Source organism: Haloactinospora alba (assembly GCF_006717075.1).
GTDB lineage: Bacteria > Actinomycetota > Actinomycetes > Streptosporangiales > Streptosporangiaceae > Haloactinospora > Haloactinospora alba.
In genome coordinates, this window is sequence record NZ_VFQC01000001.1 from 2,377,180 (window position 1) to 2,395,635 (window position 18,456).

At 68.3% G+C, this 18,456-nt stretch carries 14 protein-coding genes and 1 pseudogene; 10 read left to right on the forward strand and 5 right to left on the reverse strand.

Features of this window, described 5'->3' with window-relative positions:
* Nucleotides 1-225: 225 nt before the first annotated feature.
* A complete protein-coding gene (locus FHX37_RS10695; RefSeq protein WP_170181555.1) occupies nucleotides 226-3,447 on the reverse strand; it encodes an AfsR/SARP family transcriptional regulator in 3,222 nt (1,073 codons plus the stop codon).
* A gap of 421 nt (nucleotides 3,448-3,868) precedes the next feature.
* Nucleotides 3,869-4,015, reverse strand: a complete 147-nt coding sequence (locus tag FHX37_RS22840; protein ID WP_170181556.1) for a hypothetical protein — start codon at nucleotides 4,013-4,015, stop codon at nucleotides 3,869-3,871.
* A gap of 682 nt (nucleotides 4,016-4,697) precedes the next feature.
* Between FHX37_RS22840 and FHX37_RS10700 the strand changes: the two genes are divergently transcribed.
* Entirely contained in the window at nucleotides 4,698-6,191 is a 1,494-nt protein-coding gene (locus tag FHX37_RS10700; RefSeq protein WP_141923761.1) for an MDR family MFS transporter, read from the forward strand.
* 139 nt (nucleotides 6,192-6,330) lie between these two features.
* Nucleotides 6,331-7,353 carry a hypothetical protein gene (locus FHX37_RS10705; protein WP_141923762.1) on the forward strand — a complete coding sequence of 341 codons (1,023 nt, stop codon included), beginning with the start codon at nucleotides 6,331-6,333 and terminating at the stop codon, nucleotides 7,351-7,353.
* A gap of 97 nt (nucleotides 7,354-7,450) precedes the next feature.
* Here the strand turns inward: FHX37_RS10705 and FHX37_RS10710 are convergent, their stop codons facing one another.
* On the reverse strand, nucleotides 7,451-8,242 hold the full coding sequence (locus FHX37_RS10710; RefSeq protein WP_141923763.1) for an SDR family NAD(P)-dependent oxidoreductase: 792 nt from the start codon (nucleotides 8,240-8,242) through the stop codon (nucleotides 7,451-7,453).
* A gap of 114 nt (nucleotides 8,243-8,356) precedes the next feature.
* On the opposite strand from FHX37_RS10710, the gene FHX37_RS23870 reads away from it, so the two are divergent.
* The 5 genes from FHX37_RS23870 (at nucleotide 8,357) to FHX37_RS10735 (ending at nucleotide 13,420) form a co-directional block, all read left to right on the forward strand.
* Nucleotides 8,357-9,016, forward strand: coding sequence for a TetR/AcrR family transcriptional regulator (locus FHX37_RS23870; RefSeq protein WP_281288292.1), 660 nt, complete (start codon nucleotides 8,357-8,359; stop codon nucleotides 9,014-9,016).
* 167 nt (nucleotides 9,017-9,183) lie between these two features.
* Nucleotides 9,184-9,873: a CRISPR-associated endoribonuclease Cas6 gene (gene cas6, locus FHX37_RS10720; protein ID WP_141923765.1), complete on the forward strand. Its 690-nt coding sequence runs from the start codon at nucleotides 9,184-9,186 to the stop codon at nucleotides 9,871-9,873.
* 163 nt (nucleotides 9,874-10,036) lie between these two features.
* Nucleotides 10,037-10,486: a helix-turn-helix transcriptional regulator gene (locus tag FHX37_RS10725; protein WP_141925187.1), complete on the forward strand. Its 450-nt coding sequence runs from the start codon at nucleotides 10,037-10,039 to the stop codon at nucleotides 10,484-10,486.
* 5 nt (nucleotides 10,487-10,491) lie between these two features.
* The gene (locus tag FHX37_RS10730) at nucleotides 10,492-10,899 is read left to right on the forward strand and encodes a VOC family protein (RefSeq protein ID WP_141923766.1); all 408 of its coding nucleotides are present in this window, start codon (nucleotides 10,492-10,494) and stop codon (nucleotides 10,897-10,899) included.
* Between the two features lie 94 nt (nucleotides 10,900-10,993).
* Nucleotides 10,994-13,420 carry an ATP-binding cassette domain-containing protein gene (locus FHX37_RS10735; protein ID WP_141923767.1) on the forward strand — a complete coding sequence of 809 codons (2,427 nt, stop codon included), beginning with the start codon at nucleotides 10,994-10,996 and terminating at the stop codon, nucleotides 13,418-13,420.
* A gap of 85 nt (nucleotides 13,421-13,505) precedes the next feature.
* On the opposite strand, the gene FHX37_RS10740 is transcribed toward FHX37_RS10735, so the two are convergent.
* Nucleotides 13,506-14,546, reverse strand: coding sequence for an aldose epimerase family protein (locus tag FHX37_RS10740; protein WP_170181557.1), 1,041 nt, complete (start codon nucleotides 14,544-14,546; stop codon nucleotides 13,506-13,508).
* 259 nt (nucleotides 14,547-14,805) lie between these two features.
* Here FHX37_RS10740 and FHX37_RS10745 point away from each other — a divergent pair.
* The 3 genes and pseudogenes from FHX37_RS10745 to FHX37_RS10755 all read left to right on the forward strand — a co-directional run bounded on the left by FHX37_RS10745 (nucleotide 14,806) and on the right by FHX37_RS10755 (nucleotide 16,636).
* A pseudogene (locus tag FHX37_RS10745) lies at nucleotides 14,806-15,683 on the forward strand (IS5 family transposase).
* A 352-nt stretch (nucleotides 15,684-16,035) separates the two neighbouring features.
* On the forward strand, nucleotides 16,036-16,248 hold the full coding sequence (locus FHX37_RS23565; protein WP_246062238.1) for an excalibur calcium-binding domain-containing protein: 213 nt from the start codon (nucleotides 16,036-16,038) through the stop codon (nucleotides 16,246-16,248).
* A gap of 40 nt (nucleotides 16,249-16,288) precedes the next feature.
* Nucleotides 16,289-16,636 carry a tRNA-binding protein gene (locus tag FHX37_RS10755; protein WP_141923770.1) on the forward strand — a complete coding sequence of 116 codons (348 nt, stop codon included), beginning with the start codon at nucleotides 16,289-16,291 and terminating at the stop codon, nucleotides 16,634-16,636.
* A 34-nt stretch (nucleotides 16,637-16,670) separates the two neighbouring features.
* Here FHX37_RS10755 and FHX37_RS10760 read toward each other — a convergent pair whose 3' ends face one another.
* Entirely contained in the window at nucleotides 16,671-18,260 is a 1,590-nt protein-coding gene (locus FHX37_RS10760; RefSeq protein ID WP_141923771.1) for an OmpA family protein, read from the reverse strand.
* Nucleotides 18,261-18,456 lie beyond the last annotated feature (196 nt).

Below are 18,456 nucleotides of genomic sequence, written 5' to 3' on the forward strand. Positions count from 1 at the left end.
CCTATTTTGTAGGAAATAGCAACCAGTATGAAGAGGGGAAAAACGGTCACGCGAGGGGCTCCTAGCCGTACTCGTCGGCACCAGGCAGCGGTTGAACCCGCGCCGTGGCGGCGCGGCTCAGTGCCAGCTGCGATACACGTGTGGCTGTAGGGTCGGATGGGCCTCCGACCCGGCCCGAGATTCTAGCTAACCGCGCTGATAACGCAAAAAACACCTATGTCTTATTCAGCGCGGATATTCGCAGTTCGTCTCCATGAGGAGAAAGTTCCGTAGAGAGTCGTCAATGACGACGTCCGCGAGTACGCCGAGAATGGCAGCGTCCGGGTGGCTTGTCCGATCCAGTACGGACTGCCCTTCCAGGAACAGGGACCGCGCCCGGTCCGGCGCGCCCTCCTGACTCGCGATACGGGCCAACCCGGCCAGGGCCCACGCCTCCTCCTCGGCCTCCCCGTCGTGTCGGGCGGTATCCAGGGCGCGGTTGAAACACTCCACGGCGCGCCCGGTGTCCCCGAGGTGACGGTAGGCGGTTCCAAAGCCGACCAGGATCTCGGCCCGGTTGACGTATTCGGCGATCGCGGCCGCGCACTCCCAGCTTTCGCGGAGGTAGGGCAGCGCGGACGCGGGCTCGTCGAGATCGAGGTAGGTACGCCCGACATTGCACAGCGCCTGTGCGGTCTCGGAGCGAGCGCGTAGCTCCCGCAGCGACTCCAGTGCTGTCAACTGCAGCTCGAGAGCCTCCTCGTACTCGAAGGTCGCGGCCTTGAGCTCCGCCCTGTTGCCGATCAGGCAGGCGAGTGCGCGCTCGTCACCGAGCTCGCGCAGCAGAGCCTCGGCCTCGTCGGCGACGGCGACCGCCTCCTGGTTCTCTCCCAGGTCCTGGCACACGGCGAACAGGTTGGTCGCGGCGATGGCCTGGTCCCTGATGTTGCCCTGCTCGCGATGCATCGCGCGGGAGGCGTCGAGGTGAGCTCGGGCGGTCCGGAGCTCACCCAGGTGGCTCATGCAGACACCGAGACCCTCCAAGGTGGTGGCCACGGTTAGCCGGTGGTCCTCATCGCGTGCCAGGTCGAGCGCCTCCTGGAGGGCCTCCCGTGCGGAGTCGGACCTCCCCTGCCTCAGCTGGACGAGCCCGATCAGGTAGAGCGTGCGCGCCCTTCCCACGTGGTCTCCCGTCTCCCCCCAGTGGCGCAGGGCCTCTCCGGCGCTGTCGAGCGCGGCGGCGGGGTCACCGCCGCGCAGCTGGGCCTTGCCGAGGTCGAGGAGCGCCTGGCCGCGGCGTTCGTGGCCACCCGTGGCGGCCGCGACATCCGCGGCCCGCCGGTGGAGCTCCACAGCTGTGCCACTGGGCGTATACGTGTCCAGCAGCTCGGCCAACGCGTGCGCGATCCCGGTCTCGTGCCGTTCGAACCCGCCGTTCCGAGCCGCGTGGCCCATGACCGCCAGTAGGGCTGGAAGCTCCGCGTGGAACCAGCGCACGGCGGCGTCCTGGGATACGATGTCCGGCAGCTCGACCGGGTAGCTGTGCTGGTGGGCGAGCCGGTGCCGATGCGGTAGGTACGCCCGGTCCGCGGCCATACTCGCGGCCAGGTAGTAGTCCATGGAGCGATGGATCGCTCCGAACCGTTCGAGGTGGGACAGCTCCTCCTCGGCGCGCCCGCGCGCGAACTCCGCCAGCAAGGCGTGCATGCGGTACCGGTGCGGCCACGGCTCCTCCACCAGTGACGTGTCGGCGAGCTCGTCGAGGACCGTGCGCGTGCGGTCCAGCGGCTCGCCGATCACCGCCGCGGCGGCGTGAGCCCCGAACTCGGGCACGGGGTGCAGGCCCAGACGGAGGAACGCCGCACGCGCGACCGGGCTCAGCGCGGACAGGCTCACCCGGAACGCCGCCTCCACGCTGGCCCTGCCCATGTTGAACGCCAGGAGCCGGTCGTGCGCCTGATCAAGTCGCCCGATGAGGTCGCAGAGGCACCATTCCGGATGCCGGCGCCACCGGTTCGCGAGCAGCCGCAGCGCCAACGGCAGGCACTCCGCCCGCCGCACCAGCTCCGCATACTGTGAGTACTCGTCCTCGGGATCCCGGCCCGCCAGCATGGCGAACATCCGGATCGCCTCATCCGGTGGCGGGGTAGCCAGCCGGTGTTCGCGCGCCCCTTCGAGCTCCGGCATCCGGTGCCGACTGGTGACCAGGACGGTACAGTCCGGCCCGCCCGGCAGGAGCCAGCGCACCTGGTTCTCGTCGCGGGCGTCGTCCAGGATCAGCAGCGCGCGCAGCCCGGACGTGGCGTCGCGCCACTGCCCCGCGCGCAGCTCCAGGGTCGAGTCCGCCTGCTCCCCCGGAACACCGAGCATGGTGAGCAGTTCGTACAGCGCCTCCATAGGGTCCTTGGGCGCGTGCTCCCGGTTGCCGTGCAGGTCGAGATGGAGTCGCGCGTCAGGGAAATCCTCGCGCAGCACGTGGCCGGCGCGGGTCGCCAGGGCGCTCTTGCCTACCCCCGGCATGCCGCTGATGACGTACACATCAGTGGCAGTGGTGCTGCCGCCGCGGGCGGATTCCAGGAGCGTTGCGAGCTCCGAGGCGCGCGCGGAGAAGTCCGGTACCCCGCGTGGCAGGTTGTCGCGTACCGGAAGGGCGGACGCGCGGTTCCCGCTCCGCCGTTCGAGCTTCGCGGATTGGCCCGCTCTGTCGCCCCGGTTCAGGACGCGGTCGCCGGTCCGGGATCCCAGCAGCGACTGGAAGGTCTCCTGTAGTTGCGAGTCGGGGTCGGTTCCCTGGGCCTCGGCGAGTCGGCCGCGCAGGCTGTCGTAGGTGTCCAGCGCCTCCTCCGTACGGCCGGCCTCGTGCAGGGCGAGCATCAGGTTCCGGGTGAGTGGCCCGCTGAGCGGGTACTGGTTGGCGTCCTCGGCGAGCTGACCGATCAGTTCGCCGGCCGGCCGTTTCCGCAGGGCGACGCGTCCCCAGTCGGCCAGGACCGAGCGGTGCAGCTTCCGCATCGCCTCGCGCATGTCGTCCGCCCAGGTTCCACGCAGTCCGGCGAGCGGCTCACCGCGCCACAACTCGCGCGCCTCCTCCAGCTTCGGCAGGACGACGTCGTCGTCTCCCGTTGGTTCGATCCGGAGTGCCTCGCTATGCAGGCGACTGAACCGCATCCAGTCGACGTTCTCGGGATCGATCGCCAACGAGTAACCGCCCGATCGCTCTGTCAGTACACTCCGATCAGCCCCGGCGCCTTGCAACCGGTTACGCAACCGCGCGATGTAAGAATGCAACGTGGCGGGATTGGGAGTGTCCCCATCGAAGATTCGCTCCAGCATGGACTCCTGGGGAAGCGGCTTTCCGCCGTTCAGGCCGAGCAGTGCCACCAGCAAGGCGAGTTTCCGACCGCGCCCGAGGTTCACCCAGCGGTTGCCGATGCGGAGCTCGATGGGGCCCAGAACACGCAGTTCCATCGCCCCTCCCTTACGAAGACTCGTTCCCATACTGGTAATTCCCGAAGTTTCGGATAATATAATCGCCGAAATCTGCCGACCAAGAACACCGCATCGACACCGGTTGGCCACAATCGCACTGACCTGCGCTTATCCTGGATCCTTCGACCGAATAGTACGTTTCCCGGTTACAGACGTCGCACCACAAGGTGAATTTCCGACCTTGTCATATGCAATTGCAAACGACTTTTCGGATGCATCTGCAGTACGAATGGGATAAATTCCCGGGATTCGTGAAACCGCGGATCACTATTGGTATTCGTGTGGCCGTTCGGGGACTGCACCGGGTCGAGTGTCTCCTGCTCTCGCGAGCACCGCTCTGGCCAGCCGAAACACCATGCCAGAGCAGTACGACTCGACCGTGGGAGCGGCCACGTCATGGTCAGGGCCGGTTGTCGCCCTCCAGGGGCGCTGCGGCGTAGCGGGCGACGGCACGGGACGGCTCCGTCACGGCGTCCATGTCGGCGAGTTGGTGATCGGGGGCGTGGAACCCGTCGACCGAACTGCGGGACTGGGCGCGTTCACGCAATCGGCGATCGTGGTGTCGAGGCGCCACTGGGCGACACCGAGCTATTTCGCGACCATCAGAGCGTTTCCCGGCCTCAGCGCGCCGCTTACCTCCGTGTCGCCGCCGGCACCAGCGGAAGCGTCCGCCGCGGAGCGTCAACCACACCGGCGACGTGGGGTTACGTCGATTCAGTTGACCGGTCTCGGATTTATCTCTCGGGAAGCTTCGCTGGTCAGCGGTGGTGGCTGTGACGTTGGGACCATCGCGGCAGTGTGACGGCGTTCATGCTCGGCAGAGCCGAGTTGGCTGTTGGCCGAGCAGGAACACCGTCACAGTTCACGCGTTCAGGAGAAACCTCTACGGGCATCCCGAGCCGTGAACCCCGGATTCACAGGCATCCACCAGACGAAACAATCTCAGCACCATGCCTGTCGAGTTGCTTGGCACAACCGGCCCCGCTAGCTGAGACCAGAACCACACTGCTTCCGCTCAACGGGTGAGCTGTACCTGGAGCGCGTCACGCCCGAACACGTCACCCCTGGTGTGGAGGATGACTGGGTGCGGTGCCGCCGCGCGGAGGCGGCGCCCGTTTTTGTCATAGCCAGGAAGAAAAATACGTGTGATGTCCGTTGCGACAGGAGTACCGTGACTTCGGTTCTCTTCCGCTCCTGCCGCTGAATCCACGCCATGTGAGGTACTACCCATGTCTGACGCCGTGAGCGCGTCCACGGCCCCCGAGGAGCGACCAGCGGCTCCCCGGGCCGCACTGCTGATCGGAGTGCTGGTCGTCTCCGCCTTCGTCATGATCCTCAACGAGACGATCCTGAGCGTCGCGCTGCGGGACCTGAGCGTCGAGCTTGATGTCTCGACCACGACAGTGCAATGGCTGACCAGCGGTTTCCTGCTGACCATGGCCGTGGTCATCCCGACCACCGGTTTCCTGCTGGAACGTTTCACCCCGCGTCAGATCTTTCTGGCCTCGCTCACCCTGTTCATCCTGGGCACGTTGATCAGCGGGTTCGCCCCGAGCTTCGGGGTGCTGCTGGCCGGGCGCGTCGTGCAGGCCGGTGGAACCGCGGTCATGGTTCCGCTACTGATGACCTCGGTGATGCGACTGGTTCCGCCCGAGCGGCGCGGAGCGACGATGGGCACGATCACCATCGTCATCGCCGTGGCACCCGCGGTCGGGCCGACCATCGGCGGTGCGCTGCTGTCCACCCTGGGGTGGCGCTGGATGTTCTTCACTGTCCTGCCCCTGGCGGTAGCGGCCCTGGTGATCGGCGCCGTGTGGCTGCGCCTCGACAGCCAGACCCGCCAGGTGCCGCTGGATCTGTTGTCGGTGGTGCTCTCCGCGGTCGGCTTCGGCGGGGTGCTCTACGGCCTGTCCTCGTTCGGGGAGTCCGGTGGCGGACAGCACTCGCTGCCCCCGTGGCTGCCGCTGGTCGTGGGGATCGCCGCGATCGCGGTGTTCGCGTGGCGTCAGATCCGCCTTCAGCAAGACGACCGCGCCCTGCTCGACCTGCGCCCCTTCACCCACCGCAGCTTCGTGGTAGCCCTGGCCCTGGCCGCCCTGGTGTTCATGTGCCTGCTGGGGGCCGCGTCGATCCTGCTGCCGCTGTTCATGCAGACCGTCCTCAACACCACCACGTTCGTCAGCGGACTGGCCGTACTTCCCGGTGGTCTACTGATGGGTCTGCTCGGTCGTCCCGTCGGCGCGTTGTACGACCGTTTCGGGGCCCGCCCCCTGGTGATCCCGGGAGCGATGGCCATGGCGACGGCGATGTGGCTGTTCTCCGCGCTGGGCCCGACCTCGCCGTTGGCCGCGGTCGTCGTCATCCACCTGGTGCTCATGGGCGGGCTCGGGTTGATGATGACCCCGCTGATGACCGACTCGCTGAGTGCCCTGCCCGACCACCTCTATTCCCACGGCAGCGCCATCCTCACCACACTGCAGCAGATCTCCGGCGCGTTGGGCACCGCCCTGTTCGTCACCGTCGCCGCGCTTGGCAGCGCCACCTCGTCCAACGCCCCTGACGCCGACGGTCTACGGAGTGCGTTCATGGTCGGCGGGGTGATCGGTGTACTCGCGTTGGTGGCGGCGTTGAGCTTCCGTCGCCGGACGAGCCCCGAAACCGCCGGCTCCGAGCCCGCCGACGCGACGGTGGCCGAGGTGAGCGGCAGCGGCGCGTCCCAGTAAGCGGCGGCACACGCCTGGCTGGCCTCGACGGATGCGGGGAGCTCCCGGGCTCATCCTCGTGGCCAGCCTGCTCGAGGGGATCCTCCTACAGGCGAGCAGACGGAGCGGAGGGCCGGTGCGGGGAGCAGGAGCAGTGCGCTTGCGTGATGGAGAGCTCAACCTGGTCCTTCCCCTCCCGCAGGAATCCGCCGTACTGGCGGTACGAGAGATGGACATGCCCGGCACCGCTATGGCGCAAGCCGTCGACACGACGAACCTCGCCACGCTCGGTCCGGAGGTCGCCATTGACGGGTACGCATGCCCGGCAACGCTCGACGCTGACAACGGCGGAGTGCGCACGGCCATCATCGGTTACAGTCCGCAGGCACTACGTACCTGGGATCCGTTCACCGGTGCCCTGGTGGCAGAGACTGCGCTTGGCGGTGCGGAAGACGTTCGTGATGCCATGGCGATCGCAGCCTGGCCGGCGCGGAGCACAACGACCGTCTTCGTCTTCGGAGAGTTCACCCCCAACTGGTACGGCTGGCGCGCGCATGATCTGCGCACCGGCCAGAAGGCCGAGCATTTGGGCACTGACGACTACGGATGGTTCATCCAGGAGGCCCGAGTCCAGGCGGTGGCTGACTTCCTGGTGCTTCCGGCACAGACCACACGATTCGATGAGAGATGGAGCGAAGTCGTCCACGATGGGCGTCTCGACGTCTTCCGGCTCCCCGAAGGGACGCTGTGCGGCTCTCTCGACCACCACGCGCCGGCACATTTCAGCACCGCTGTCGTTGGCGGGCGTCCGCTGCTGGCTGCGCAGGACGGAGTCTACGGGTTACCGGGTTTGGAGAAGGTCGCCTCCCTTCCGCACAGTTGCTTCTCGGGGCCGTGCACCCTGGGAGAGTTCGGTGGAGACGGCGTCGTTATAGGCCAATCGCCGGGAAGTCCGCAAGCCCTGGCAGTGTGGACACTCGACACCCCGGAACGGTCTCTCGGCGAGATTCCGGTTCCATGGGTAGGGCCAACCTACGACCTCGCCCTGACCGAGGGCGGAACGCTGTTCGCGGCCACTCAGTCAGGCCTCTACGCAGTCCCGGTGGCCGACATGTGTCGATCCCCTGGCCCCGGGAGCGCATCGCCGAGTAAGGCACACGATCCCAGTACTCCGGGGCACTGAGGAAACGAGTGCGGAGCTAGTGCCAGACCCCGGCGGCCGCATGTGGCACTAGCTCCACGGTGAGCGCTGGGGGAAGGGTGTTCCGGCCGGGCTTCCCTCAGGCGTGGGTGCCGCCGTCGATACGGACCTCGGTTCCGGTGACGAAGGCGCCGTCGGAGGAGGCCAGCGTGGCCACGACGCCGGCCACGGTCTCCGGCCCGCCGAAGCCGTCACCGATCATCGGGGACAGCTTGGCCAACAGGTCCATGTCGGCGTCGGCGGGCAGTCCCGGCCCGGCGTTGGCCTGGCTGCTGCCGCTGGCGTCGGTCATGCCGCTGGACACGGAACCCGGCGCCACGGCCACAGCTCGCAGGCCCTGCTTGCTGTACTCCACCGCCAGGGCGTGGGTCATCGACTGGATACCGCCCTTACTGGCGGCGTAGGCCGCCATGTAGGGGTGGGCGAAGGTCGCCGAGGTGGAGCTGAAGTTCACGATGACCGGCTGCTCGCCCCGCAGCAGGGCGGGGATGCACTCCCGGATCACCAGGAAGGTGCCGGTCAGGTTCACACCGATCACCCTGTTGAACCGCTCCAGGCTCATGGTGTGGGTGTGCTCGGAGCGCAGTATCCCCGCGGCGTTGACCAGGACGTCCAGTCCGCCCATCTCGTCCAGGGCCGCCGCGACCCCGGAACGCACCGACTCCTCCTGGGATATGTCCATCACGCGGGTGGTCAGCAACTGCCCGCACCGCTGGGCCTCCGCCTTCCTGGCAGTGGCGGCCAGCCCCTGCTCGTCGGCATCGACCGCCACGACCCGGCCGCCCTCGGCCAGTACCCGTAGCACCGTGGCCTGACCGATCCCGGATCCACCGCCGGTGACCAGCACCCGGCGCCCTACGAAACGTTCCATTGCGTCCTCCCCGTCGCTAACCGCCCGTTGCGGTTACACCGTATGTCTGTATGGCACAACATGCCACTATGGCTTTTTATGCCAAACGGTGGGGAGTGCTATAGGGTGGTCGCCGTGTCCGCTCGCAGCTCCCTCACCCAGCGCCGCAAAGCCGCCACGCAGTTGGACATTGCTCGCGCCGCCGCAGCGCTGTTCGCGGAACAGGGGGTGGAGGCCACCACGGCCGAGGAGATCGCCGAACGCGCGGGAGTCGCGGTCCGGACGTTCTACCGCTACTTCCCGACCAAGCAGGACGCGGTAGAACCGCTGCTCACCGCGGGCGGTGGACAGTGGCGCTCCCTGCTGGAGTCCGCCGATGCCGAGCAGGGCGTGCTGGCCGCGTTGGAGGAGGCCGCGACGCGGGTGCTGAGCGTGGCCCCGGAGCAGGAGGCGATGCTGGGCTGGACCCGGGAGCTGTTGCGCGCCGCCGGTGCGGACGCCGCGCTGCGCTCGGTGTGGCAGCGGGTCAACCGGGAGTCGGAGGAGCTGCTGCGTCCGGCGCTGACACGCCTGGCCGGTGACACGGCCTCGGAGCTGGAGGTGCGGCTGGCCGCCGCGGCGGCCACCGACTCCATCCGCGTCGCCCTGGAGACCTGGGCCGCCAGCGAGGCCGGGATGAGCGGCCCCGGCTGCCCCGCGGACCTCGCGGTGCGATGCCTACGCCACTTCTCCGGCGGCGTCCCGCTGCTCCGCCCGACCCAATCCTCCCAGGTGGAACCCACCGCAACGCCGTAGCGTTCGCGGGCGCAAGCGACGTCGGTCCGTGGTCTTCATCGCGCCCGTGGGGGCGCACGTGGCCGGTTGAGGACACTTCGTGGTTTTCTTCCGTTTCGCTGATGTGTGTCGGTGGCTGCTGCTATGACTGACTGTCAACGCCGTTGGGGTGAAGGAGGTGAGCACGCGTGCGGTTCCGGGTGGACGTCGCGGCCGCAGAACCCGAGATGGCCTGGACGGACGTACACGGCGCGGCCCGCTCCGTGGTCTATGACCTGATCAGCGCCCAGGACGCCGAACTGGCCACACAGTTACATGACACCGGGTGGAACAACTCCCCGCTGCGCCCCGTGGGGATCCGACCGCCCGTATTCCCCAACGCGGCCCGTGTGAAGGGGCGCTATGCCACCGCGGGCGCGGGCCTGCTCCAGCTGTCATCGCCCGTGCCGCGCATTGCCGCCTGCCTGCTGGCCGGAGCCGCCCAACGCAGCGACCTGCGGTGGGGATCGAGCCCACTCGCGGTCCAGGGGGTCCAGGTCGCCGCCACCCCCGACCACACCGGCGGAGAGGCGGTGCTGGAGACCGCCACCCCGGTGGTGGTCAAACACGACGGGCGCTTCCTCCTGCCCGACGACCCCGGATTCACCCACCGGCTGGAACACAACACCGCCCACAAGGCCGACGTGCTGGGGCTGGACAACGAGGTCGACATCACGGTGCTGGACTCCGGCCCGCGCCGCCGGTTCTCCACCCCCAAGGGCTTCCGGATCGGGGCCCGGGTGAGCGTGCGGATGGCGGCCGCACCGCCACTGCTGGACGCCATCCACGACTGGGGACTGGGACTGGCCACCAACCAAGGCTTCGGATGGATCGCATGACCACGACAACAACCGGCGCGGCAACACTGCGCCTGACAGAACACCCGCTGCAACGGTGCGGGAGGTGGCCCTGGTGAACGTCGGCCGTACCGAGCGCGGTTTCCGCGAAGAGGGAGACGCAGCGGCACTGGGCGACTCCGGCGTGGTGTGCAACGATAGCGCGGTGGCCAGCAAACCCGCCGCGGCACAGCGCTTGCACGACCTCGCGCGGCTGCGTCGTGTCCGCGACCGGATCGACCGGGAGTACGCCCACCCGTTGGACGTCGAGACGCTCGCCCGCGGGGAGAGCATGTCGGCCGGGCACCTCAGCCGCCGGTTCCGGGCCGCCTATGGCGAGTCGCCGTATGCCTATCTGATGACCCGGCGCGTCGAGCGGGCGATGGCGCTGCTGCGACGCGGCGACCTCAGCGTCACCGAGGTCTGCTTCACGGTCGGGTGCTCGTCGCTGGGTACCTTCAGCAGCCGCTTCACCGAGTTGGTCGGGGTGCCGCCCAGCGTCTACCAGCGCCAGGCCACGCGCGCGACGGCGGGTATGCCGTCCTGCGTGGCGAAACGGGTTACCAAACCGGTCAGGAATCGAGAAGCGCCGGCCAACGATCCGCGCGTAGCGTGACTCCCATGGGCATCACCGTTCACGCGAGTTTTCTCCCGCACGACGACCCGGACGCCTCCCTGGCTTTCTACCGCGACGCTCTCGGCTTCGAGGTCCGAGACGACGTCGGATATGACAGGATGCGCTGGATCACGGTCGGTCCCGCCGACCAGCCCGGCACGTCCATCGTCCTGGAGCCGCCCGTCTCCGATCCCGGTGTCACCGACGCCGAGCGCCGCACCGTCCTCGAGATGATGGCCAAAGGCACCTACGCCGGCATCCTCCTGGCCACCGCCGACCTCGACGCCACCTTCGCGCGGCTGCAGGACAGCGCCGAGGTCGTCCAGGAGCCGGCCGATCAGCCCTACGGCGTCCGGGACTGCGCCGTCCGCGATCCGGCGGGCAACCTGCTCCGCATCCAACAATCGCGCTGAGCCCGCCAGCGGGCAGCTCCGGCGCGGACCCGGACAGGTGCAGCTACGGAGGCCGCGAGCGTGGCCCCTCGAACAGATTGGAGACACGACGGGTATGGCCACGAGGACGGACACGCAGCCGCATGGGCGACACCCTGCCGACAGCCACGACCTGATCCGTGTGCGCGGTGCGCGCGAGAACAACCTCTCCGAGGTCAGCGTCGATATTCCGAAGCGTCGGTTGACGGTGTTCACCGGTGTCTCCGGGTCGGGGAAGAGCTCGCTGGTGTTCGACACGATCGCCGCCGAGTCGCAGCGGATGATCAACGAGACCTACAGCGCCTTCGTGCAGGGCTTCATGCCGCACCTGGCGCGGCCCGACGTCGACGTGCTGGACGGCCTGACGACAGCGATCATCGTCGACCAGGAGCGGATGGGTGCCGACGTCCGTTCCACCGTCGGCACCGCCACCGACGTCCACGCGATGCTGCGCGTCCTCTTCAGCCGCATCGGGGATCCGTATATCGGTCCACCCGGCGCGTTCTCGTTCAACACCGCGTCGGTGCAGGCGTCCGGGATGATCAAACGGGGAGAAGGCAAGGCCGAGAAGGCGACCTTCTCCCGCACCGGCGGCATGTGTCCGCGCTGCGAGGGGCGGGGCTCGGTCACCGACGTCGACGTGTCCGCGCTGTACGACGACAGCAAGTCCCTCAACGGGGGCGCTCTCACCATTCCCGGCTACAGCATGGACGGGTGGTACGGCCGCATCTTTCGCGGCTGCGGCTTCCTCGACCCGGACAAACCGATCCGCGAGTACACCGAGCGGGAGCTACACGACCTGCTTCACAAGGAACCGACCAAGATCAGGGTCGAGGGGACCAACCTGACGTACGCGGGATTGATCCCCACGATCCGGAAGTCGATGCTCGCCAAGGACCGGGAGGCGATGCAGCCGCACATCCGGGCCTTCGTGGACCGCGCGGTTGTCTTCATCACCTGCCCCGAGTGCGGCGGCACCCGGCTGAGCGAGGCCGCCCGCTCCGCGCGGATCGCGGGACTCAGCATCGCCGACGCCTGCGCCATGCAGGTCAGCGACCTGGCCGAGTGGGTACGTGGGCTTGAGGAGCCCGGGGGTGCCACCCGCGCGCACGATGGCTCCAGCAACGCGCGGGAGACGGTGGCGCCGCTGCTCACCACGCTGCGGCAGGCCCTCGACTCGTTCGTGGAGATCGGACTGGGATACCTCTCGCTCGACCGGCCGTCGGGAACACTGTCGGGCGGTGAGGCGCAGCGCACCAAGATGGTCCGCCACCTCGGCTCCTCGCTCACCGACGTCACCTACGTCTTCGACGAACCCAGCATCGGCCTGCATCCCCATGACGTCCGGCGGATGAACGACCTGCTGTTGCGGCTGCGCGACAAGGGCAACACGGTGCTCGTCGTGGAGCACGATCCGGAGACGATCACGACCGCCGACCACGTCGTCGACCTCGGCCCCGGCGCCGGTGCGGCGGGCGGCACCGTCTGCTTCGAGGGCAGCGTCGAGGGACTGCGGTCCAGCGGAACCGTCACCGGGCGTCATCTCGACGACCGGTCCGCCCCCAAGGAGACGGTGCGCGCACCCGCCGGCATGCTGAAGATCCGCGGCGCGGACGCGCACAACCTGCAGAACCTCGACGTCGACATCCCCCTCGGTGTGCTCTGCGTCGTCACCGGCGTCGCCGGCTCCGGCAAGAGCTCGCTCGTGCACGACTCGGTTCCCGGCGACGCGGGTGTGGTGTCGATCGACCAGGGCGCGATCCGCGGCTCGCGACGGAGCAACCCGGCGACCTACACCGGGCTGCTGGACCCGATCCGCAAGGCGTTCGCCAAGGCCAACGGTGTGAAACCGGCGCTGTTCAGCGCCAACTCCGAGGGAGCTTGCCCCAACTGCAACGGCACCGGCGTCATCCACACCGACCTGGCGATGATGTCCGGCGTCACCAGCACCTGCGAGGAGTGTGAGGGCAACCGTTTCCAGGCCGAGGTGCTGGACCACCACCTCGGCGGCCGCGACATCAGCGAGGTTCTCGCGATGCCGGTGTCGGAGGCCAGGGAGTTCTTCGGTTCCGGCGAGGCACGCACGCCGGCCGCCCGCAGGATCCTCGACCGGCTCGCCGACGTCGGACTCGGCTATCTCAGCCTCGGCCAGCCGCTCACCACGCTGTCGGGCGGCGAGCGGCAGCGGCTCAAGCTCGCCACCCGCATGGGTGAGAAGGGCGGGATCTACGTCCTCGACGAGCCCACCACGGGCCTGCATCTCACCGACGTCGAGCAGCTGCTCGGCCTGCTCGACCGGCTCGTCGACTCCGGCAAGTCGGTCATCGTCGTCGAGCACCACCAGGCGGTCGTGGCCCACGCCGACTGGATCGTCGACCTCGGCCCCGGAGCCGGCCACGACGGCGGCCGGATCGTCTTCGAGGGCACCCCCGCCGACCTCGCCGCCGCCCGTACCACCCGCACCGGCGAACACCTCGCGGCCTACGTCGGCGCGACCGGCTGAGACGCAGGGGGCGGAAGCGAGCTTCCTCCCCCGAGCCGGCCGGCCTGGGACGGGAACGCACGGGTGCGGCCCCGCTCAGGCGGTGTCAGTCGCTGGTGAACCGGTATTCGGACACGTGCTCGTACACCTCGCCGGGACGCACGACGGTGCTCGGGAACCGCGGGTGGTGCAGCGCGTCCGGGAAGTACTGCGGCTCCAGGCACAGCGCGCCATGCCGATCGTAGGTCCGTCCGAGCTTCCCGACGGGCGAGGACAGCCCGTTGCCCGAGTAGAACTGCAATCCTGGCTGGTTCGTCGACAGTTCCAGCACGCGCCCGGAGCCGGGGTGTCGCAGTGTGGCCGCCAGGCGCTTCTCGCCCTGGCCGCCGCGGAGGACGAAGTTGTGGTCGTAGCCGCCGGCGTTCGTCGGTCGTGGCAGCTCCCGCATAGCCGCACCGACGGGACCCCCGCCGCGAAAGTCCAGCGGGGTGTCAGCCACGTCGGCGTACTCCCCCGTCGGGATGAGGTCGTCGCGGACCGGTGTGTACTGGTCCGCGCGTATCTCCAGCTCGTGGTCGAGAATGGTGCCGGTGCCCGCCCCGCCCAGGTTGAGGTAGGCGTGGTTGGTCATGTTGAGCGGGGTGGGCTCGTCCGTCCTGGCCCGGTAGGTGACGGTCAGCGCGTCCCCGGTCACGTGGTAGACAGCCGATACCTCTACCTGGCCGGGATACCCTTCCTCCCCCGCCGGGGATACGTGGTGGAACTCCACCGTCCGCTCGTCGGCGCGCACGAGGCGCCAGACAACCCTGTCGAAGGATCGGAGCCCGCCACCGTGCAGGTGGTGGGGCGGCTCGTTGCGTGTGAGCTCGTACTCCTCGCCGTCCACGGTGAGCGCGCCGTGGGCGGTGCGGTTGGCGACACGGCCGACCGTGGCGCCGCAGTACGGGACCGCCGCCGACTGGTAGCCCTCCACCGAGTCGAACCCGAGCACGACGTCGGCCGGTTCGCCTCCGCGCCCCGGGACGTGCAACTGGACCAGAGTTGCCCCGTAGTCCGTCACTCTCGCCACGAGACCGCGCCCGTTGTCCAGCTCGAACAGCCGCGCGGGACCGCCAGCGTCCGTAGCCGCGAATGGTTCGCCTGTCACTTTCCTACCTAACCTTCCGGTCCTGTCGGTTTGGGATCGGATCCCTGGGTGATGGTTCCGGGACCAGTCGCGAGTGTCCAAGAAGCGCGCAATGCGTGCCATGGTCGTTTTTGTCGCGACTAGGGCCTGTTTGGTAATTGGTGCGATCAGGGGAAAACGCACCGATCCGGTCACACCAGGCGTGTCACCCCGCACATAAGCGAAGCCTTCGGTAGACGAGTCAACGACCAAGAAGACCACACCCACCGAAGGCTTCACTGTGACCCTACCCGGCCCCGCACGCGGTGACCTCACCGACGCCCAATGGGCGCTGCTCGAACCACTCCTGCCCACCCCCGCCGCCGGCCGCCCACCCTCACGCTCCAAACGCCAACTGATCAACGGCATCCGCTGGCGGGTACGGGTCGGCGCTCCCTGGCGCGACGTGCCCGAACGCTACGGCCCCTGGCAAAGCGTCTATGACCTCTTCCGCCGCTGGACCCGCAACGGCACCTGGGCCCGGATCCTGACCGCCCTGCGCTCGCGGGCCGACGCGGCGGGGCTGATCACCTGGGACATCAACGTGGACTCCACCGCGGTGCGCGCCCACCAGCACGCCGCCGGGGCCGCGGAAAGGGGGAAGGCCGGGATCACGAAACGGTCGAGCCCGACGATCACGGGCTGGGCCGCTCACGCGGAGGGTTGAGCACGAAGATCCATCTGGCCTGCGAACAGGGACAAAAGCCGATGTCGGTGGTGGTCACCGCCGGGCAGCGGGGAGACGCACCGCAATTCGCACCGGTGGTGGAGGGCATCCGGGTGGCCGGACACCAGCGGAGCGGTCCCGCGCGCACCCGACCGGTGCGGGTGCGCGCGGATAAGGCCTACAGCTCGACGGAGATCCGTGCCTACCTGCGCAGACGCAAGATCAAGGCGACGATTCCCGAACCCGCGGACCGGGTGCGCAACCGCAAACGCACCGGGCATCGCGGGGGCCGCCCGCCGGGGTTCGACAAGGTCGATTATCGGGCCCGTCACGCGGTGGAGTGCGGGATCAACCGGCTCAAACGGCACCGGGCGGTGGCCACGCGCTATGACAAGCTCGCGCTTCGCTACGAGGCCACCATCCAGATCGCGGCCATCAACGAATGGCTCTAACTTCCCAAACAGGCCCTAGGGGGACTGGCGGGACGAAGGCAACCGGAGCCCCGGGTGCGGGAGCCACGTCAACGTTCCGTGCGCGGCCGAATTTCTGGGACTGGCTGACACACTCCCCCGAGAAGAGCATCCTTCCTGTATGCGAACCCAATCCCCCATATCCTCACAGAGTTCCGATAGCGGAATTCGTATAACCCTGTCCCTTATCGGAACTCTGTTCGTTGTCGCCGTGGTCCTCGGCGGCATCCAAGGCTGCTCCAGTGGCAGTGCCGACGAGACCGGTGCTGCGGCACCGTCCACCTCCGCCGCGCCGACGGTGACGGTGTCCACCACACGGACGCAGGAAGTGGAGGTGACCACAACCGAGACCGTGGAGACCACCGCTACCGAGACCGTGCGGGAGACCGCCACCGAGGAGGAACCCGCCCAGGGTGGGAACGGCCCCGACGAGTACTACGAGAACTGCGACGCGGCCCGTGCGGCGGGCGCGGCGCCCGTACGGGAGGGCGATCCCGGCTACGGGCCCCACCTCGACCGCGACGGGGACGGTGTCGGATGTGAGTAGGGGTGCCTCCTCGGTACGCGGCCGTCTACAGTGAACGACCATGGACAGTCACCCCAAGGACGAGATCGACGCCGCGCGGTTCGCGGCGGTGGACATGCGGGTGGGACAGGTGAGCGCGGTCGAGGACTTTCCCGAGGCGCGCAACCCCGCGTGGAAGGTCGCGGTGGACTTCGGCCCGCTGGGCACGCTATGGACCAGCGCCCAGGTGCGGAACTACTCCCGCGACGAGCTGCTGGGCCGGCTCGTCGTGGGAGCCGTGAACCTGGGCACGCGGCGCGTCGCCGGTTTCCGCAGCCAGTTCCTGCTGCTGGGCGCCGTGGACGGCGACAGTGTGGTCCGGCTGCTGTCACCCGACGCGGGAGCCAAGCCCGGGGACCCCGTAGCCTGACTTCGGTGCCGCACCGAAGGAAAGCCGGGAACGGTCACTCCACGATGGGGACATCGGTGAACCGCCCGAAGTCGGCCCCGTTGAACGTCACCGACTCCACACTCTCAGGAGGAGCCGGAACGTACATGTAGGCGTAGGCGGTCTCCCCTGCCTGCTTCGCGGACGGCCAGGACAGGGAGGCCACCCTGTACGTGGCGTCCGCCGGATCGCCGAGCACGACCTCCTGGTAGATCTTGCCCGTCTTCGGGTCGACAACGCTGAAGTCGAACTTCCCGAAGGTCGAGCCGAACGGGTTGTACGAGGGAGCGATGTCGCCACCCTCGAATGTGAGGTCGAACCGAGCGACCAGATAGGCACCGTCCCGGTAGAACGGGTATACCCGCATAGTCCACGTCCGGTCCTGCCACCGGTCCCTGCTGAGTTCACCAGTGGCCACCGGCTCCGCGTCGGCGTGACTGCGGAAGTCCGCGGGTTCCCCGGCCTCGGCCGGGTCCACCTCGACGACCTCCTCCTCTACCTCCTTTTCCTCCGTCTCCTCGACGACCTCATCCTTGTAGGCGTAGGAGACCTCCACACGGCGGTTCTGCGCCCGCGCCCACGCGTCATCGTCACCGCCCTCGGTCTCCACCGGGTCAGAAGAACCGTGCCCCTCGGTCTCGTACTCGTACCCATCGCCGAGCTCCTCCGCCAACACCTGCTTGACCGACTCAGCACGCTCCTCGGACAGTTCCTGGTTGTAGTCGTCCCCACCGACACCGTCAGTGTGACCAGCGATCGTGATGGGGGGATTGTCCGGGTCGGCCCGTTCGCGGGTGTCCTCGATCACGTCCTCGAGGACCGACTCCGCGTTGTCCGTGAGGGCGGATTCATCGAACTCGAACAGCACGTCCGCGCGCAGTGACACGGTCTCCTCGTCCTCGGAGGTGTCTCGGCCCTGGACGACGTTGTGCACCACACCGCGCAGCTCGGCGTAGTCGCTCTCCAGCGGTTCCGGATCACCGGTGTCGACCGGGAAGGTGACCTCATCACCGCTGCTGGGACTCTCCTCGGGATCCTCGGTGGGATAGGTCCGCGGTTCCCCCTCCGTCACGGGAACACCGGCGAACTCCCCGATACCGCCGGGAGCGTGCACTGTCACCCGGTCGACACCATCCTGCAGCGGCGGAGAGAACACGACGATCTCGTAGGTGACCCCGGGCTGCCACTGCTGGCCCACTGGCAGCTCGGTTCCGATGTCGGAGTAGACGCCGTAGTCGCGCTGGTTCACCGGGTCGAGCAGGCGGAAGCCGTTGATGTTCTGGTCGAGCACCCCGGAGATAGCGAAAACGCTGCTGGACATGTCGACCGGCTCCTCCTCCAGACTGGTGAGGTGGACCGTGGTCCGGGTGCGGTCGTCCAGTCTGGCGACCTCGGCGACCTCCACCCGGGCATTGAGGTAGTGGTCGAACCGCCCGACGTAACCTTCCTGGACGAAACCGTCCGGACCCCCGCCCTTACCTTCCTCGCCCTTCCCGTCTCCGTCCTTTCCACCCTTGTCCGCGTCGTTGACCAGGCCGCAACCGCCGAGCAGCAGCCCTCCCGTGGCAAGGAGAGAGACGAGGGCAAGGGGGGTTCTCCGGATCACAGTTTCTCCACCTTCTCAGGACTCAGCTGTCACAACTGGAAAAGGGTGGCAGAACCGGTGAACCCCGACCAAGCTCGTGGCCGGATCCGGACACGCCGCCTCCGTGAGGCGGCACACCGCGGAGACGGCGCGGCGGCACGCTCTGCCCGGCGGCGACGAAGCGATGTCAAGACAGGGCGGCTCCGGACAGCCGCCG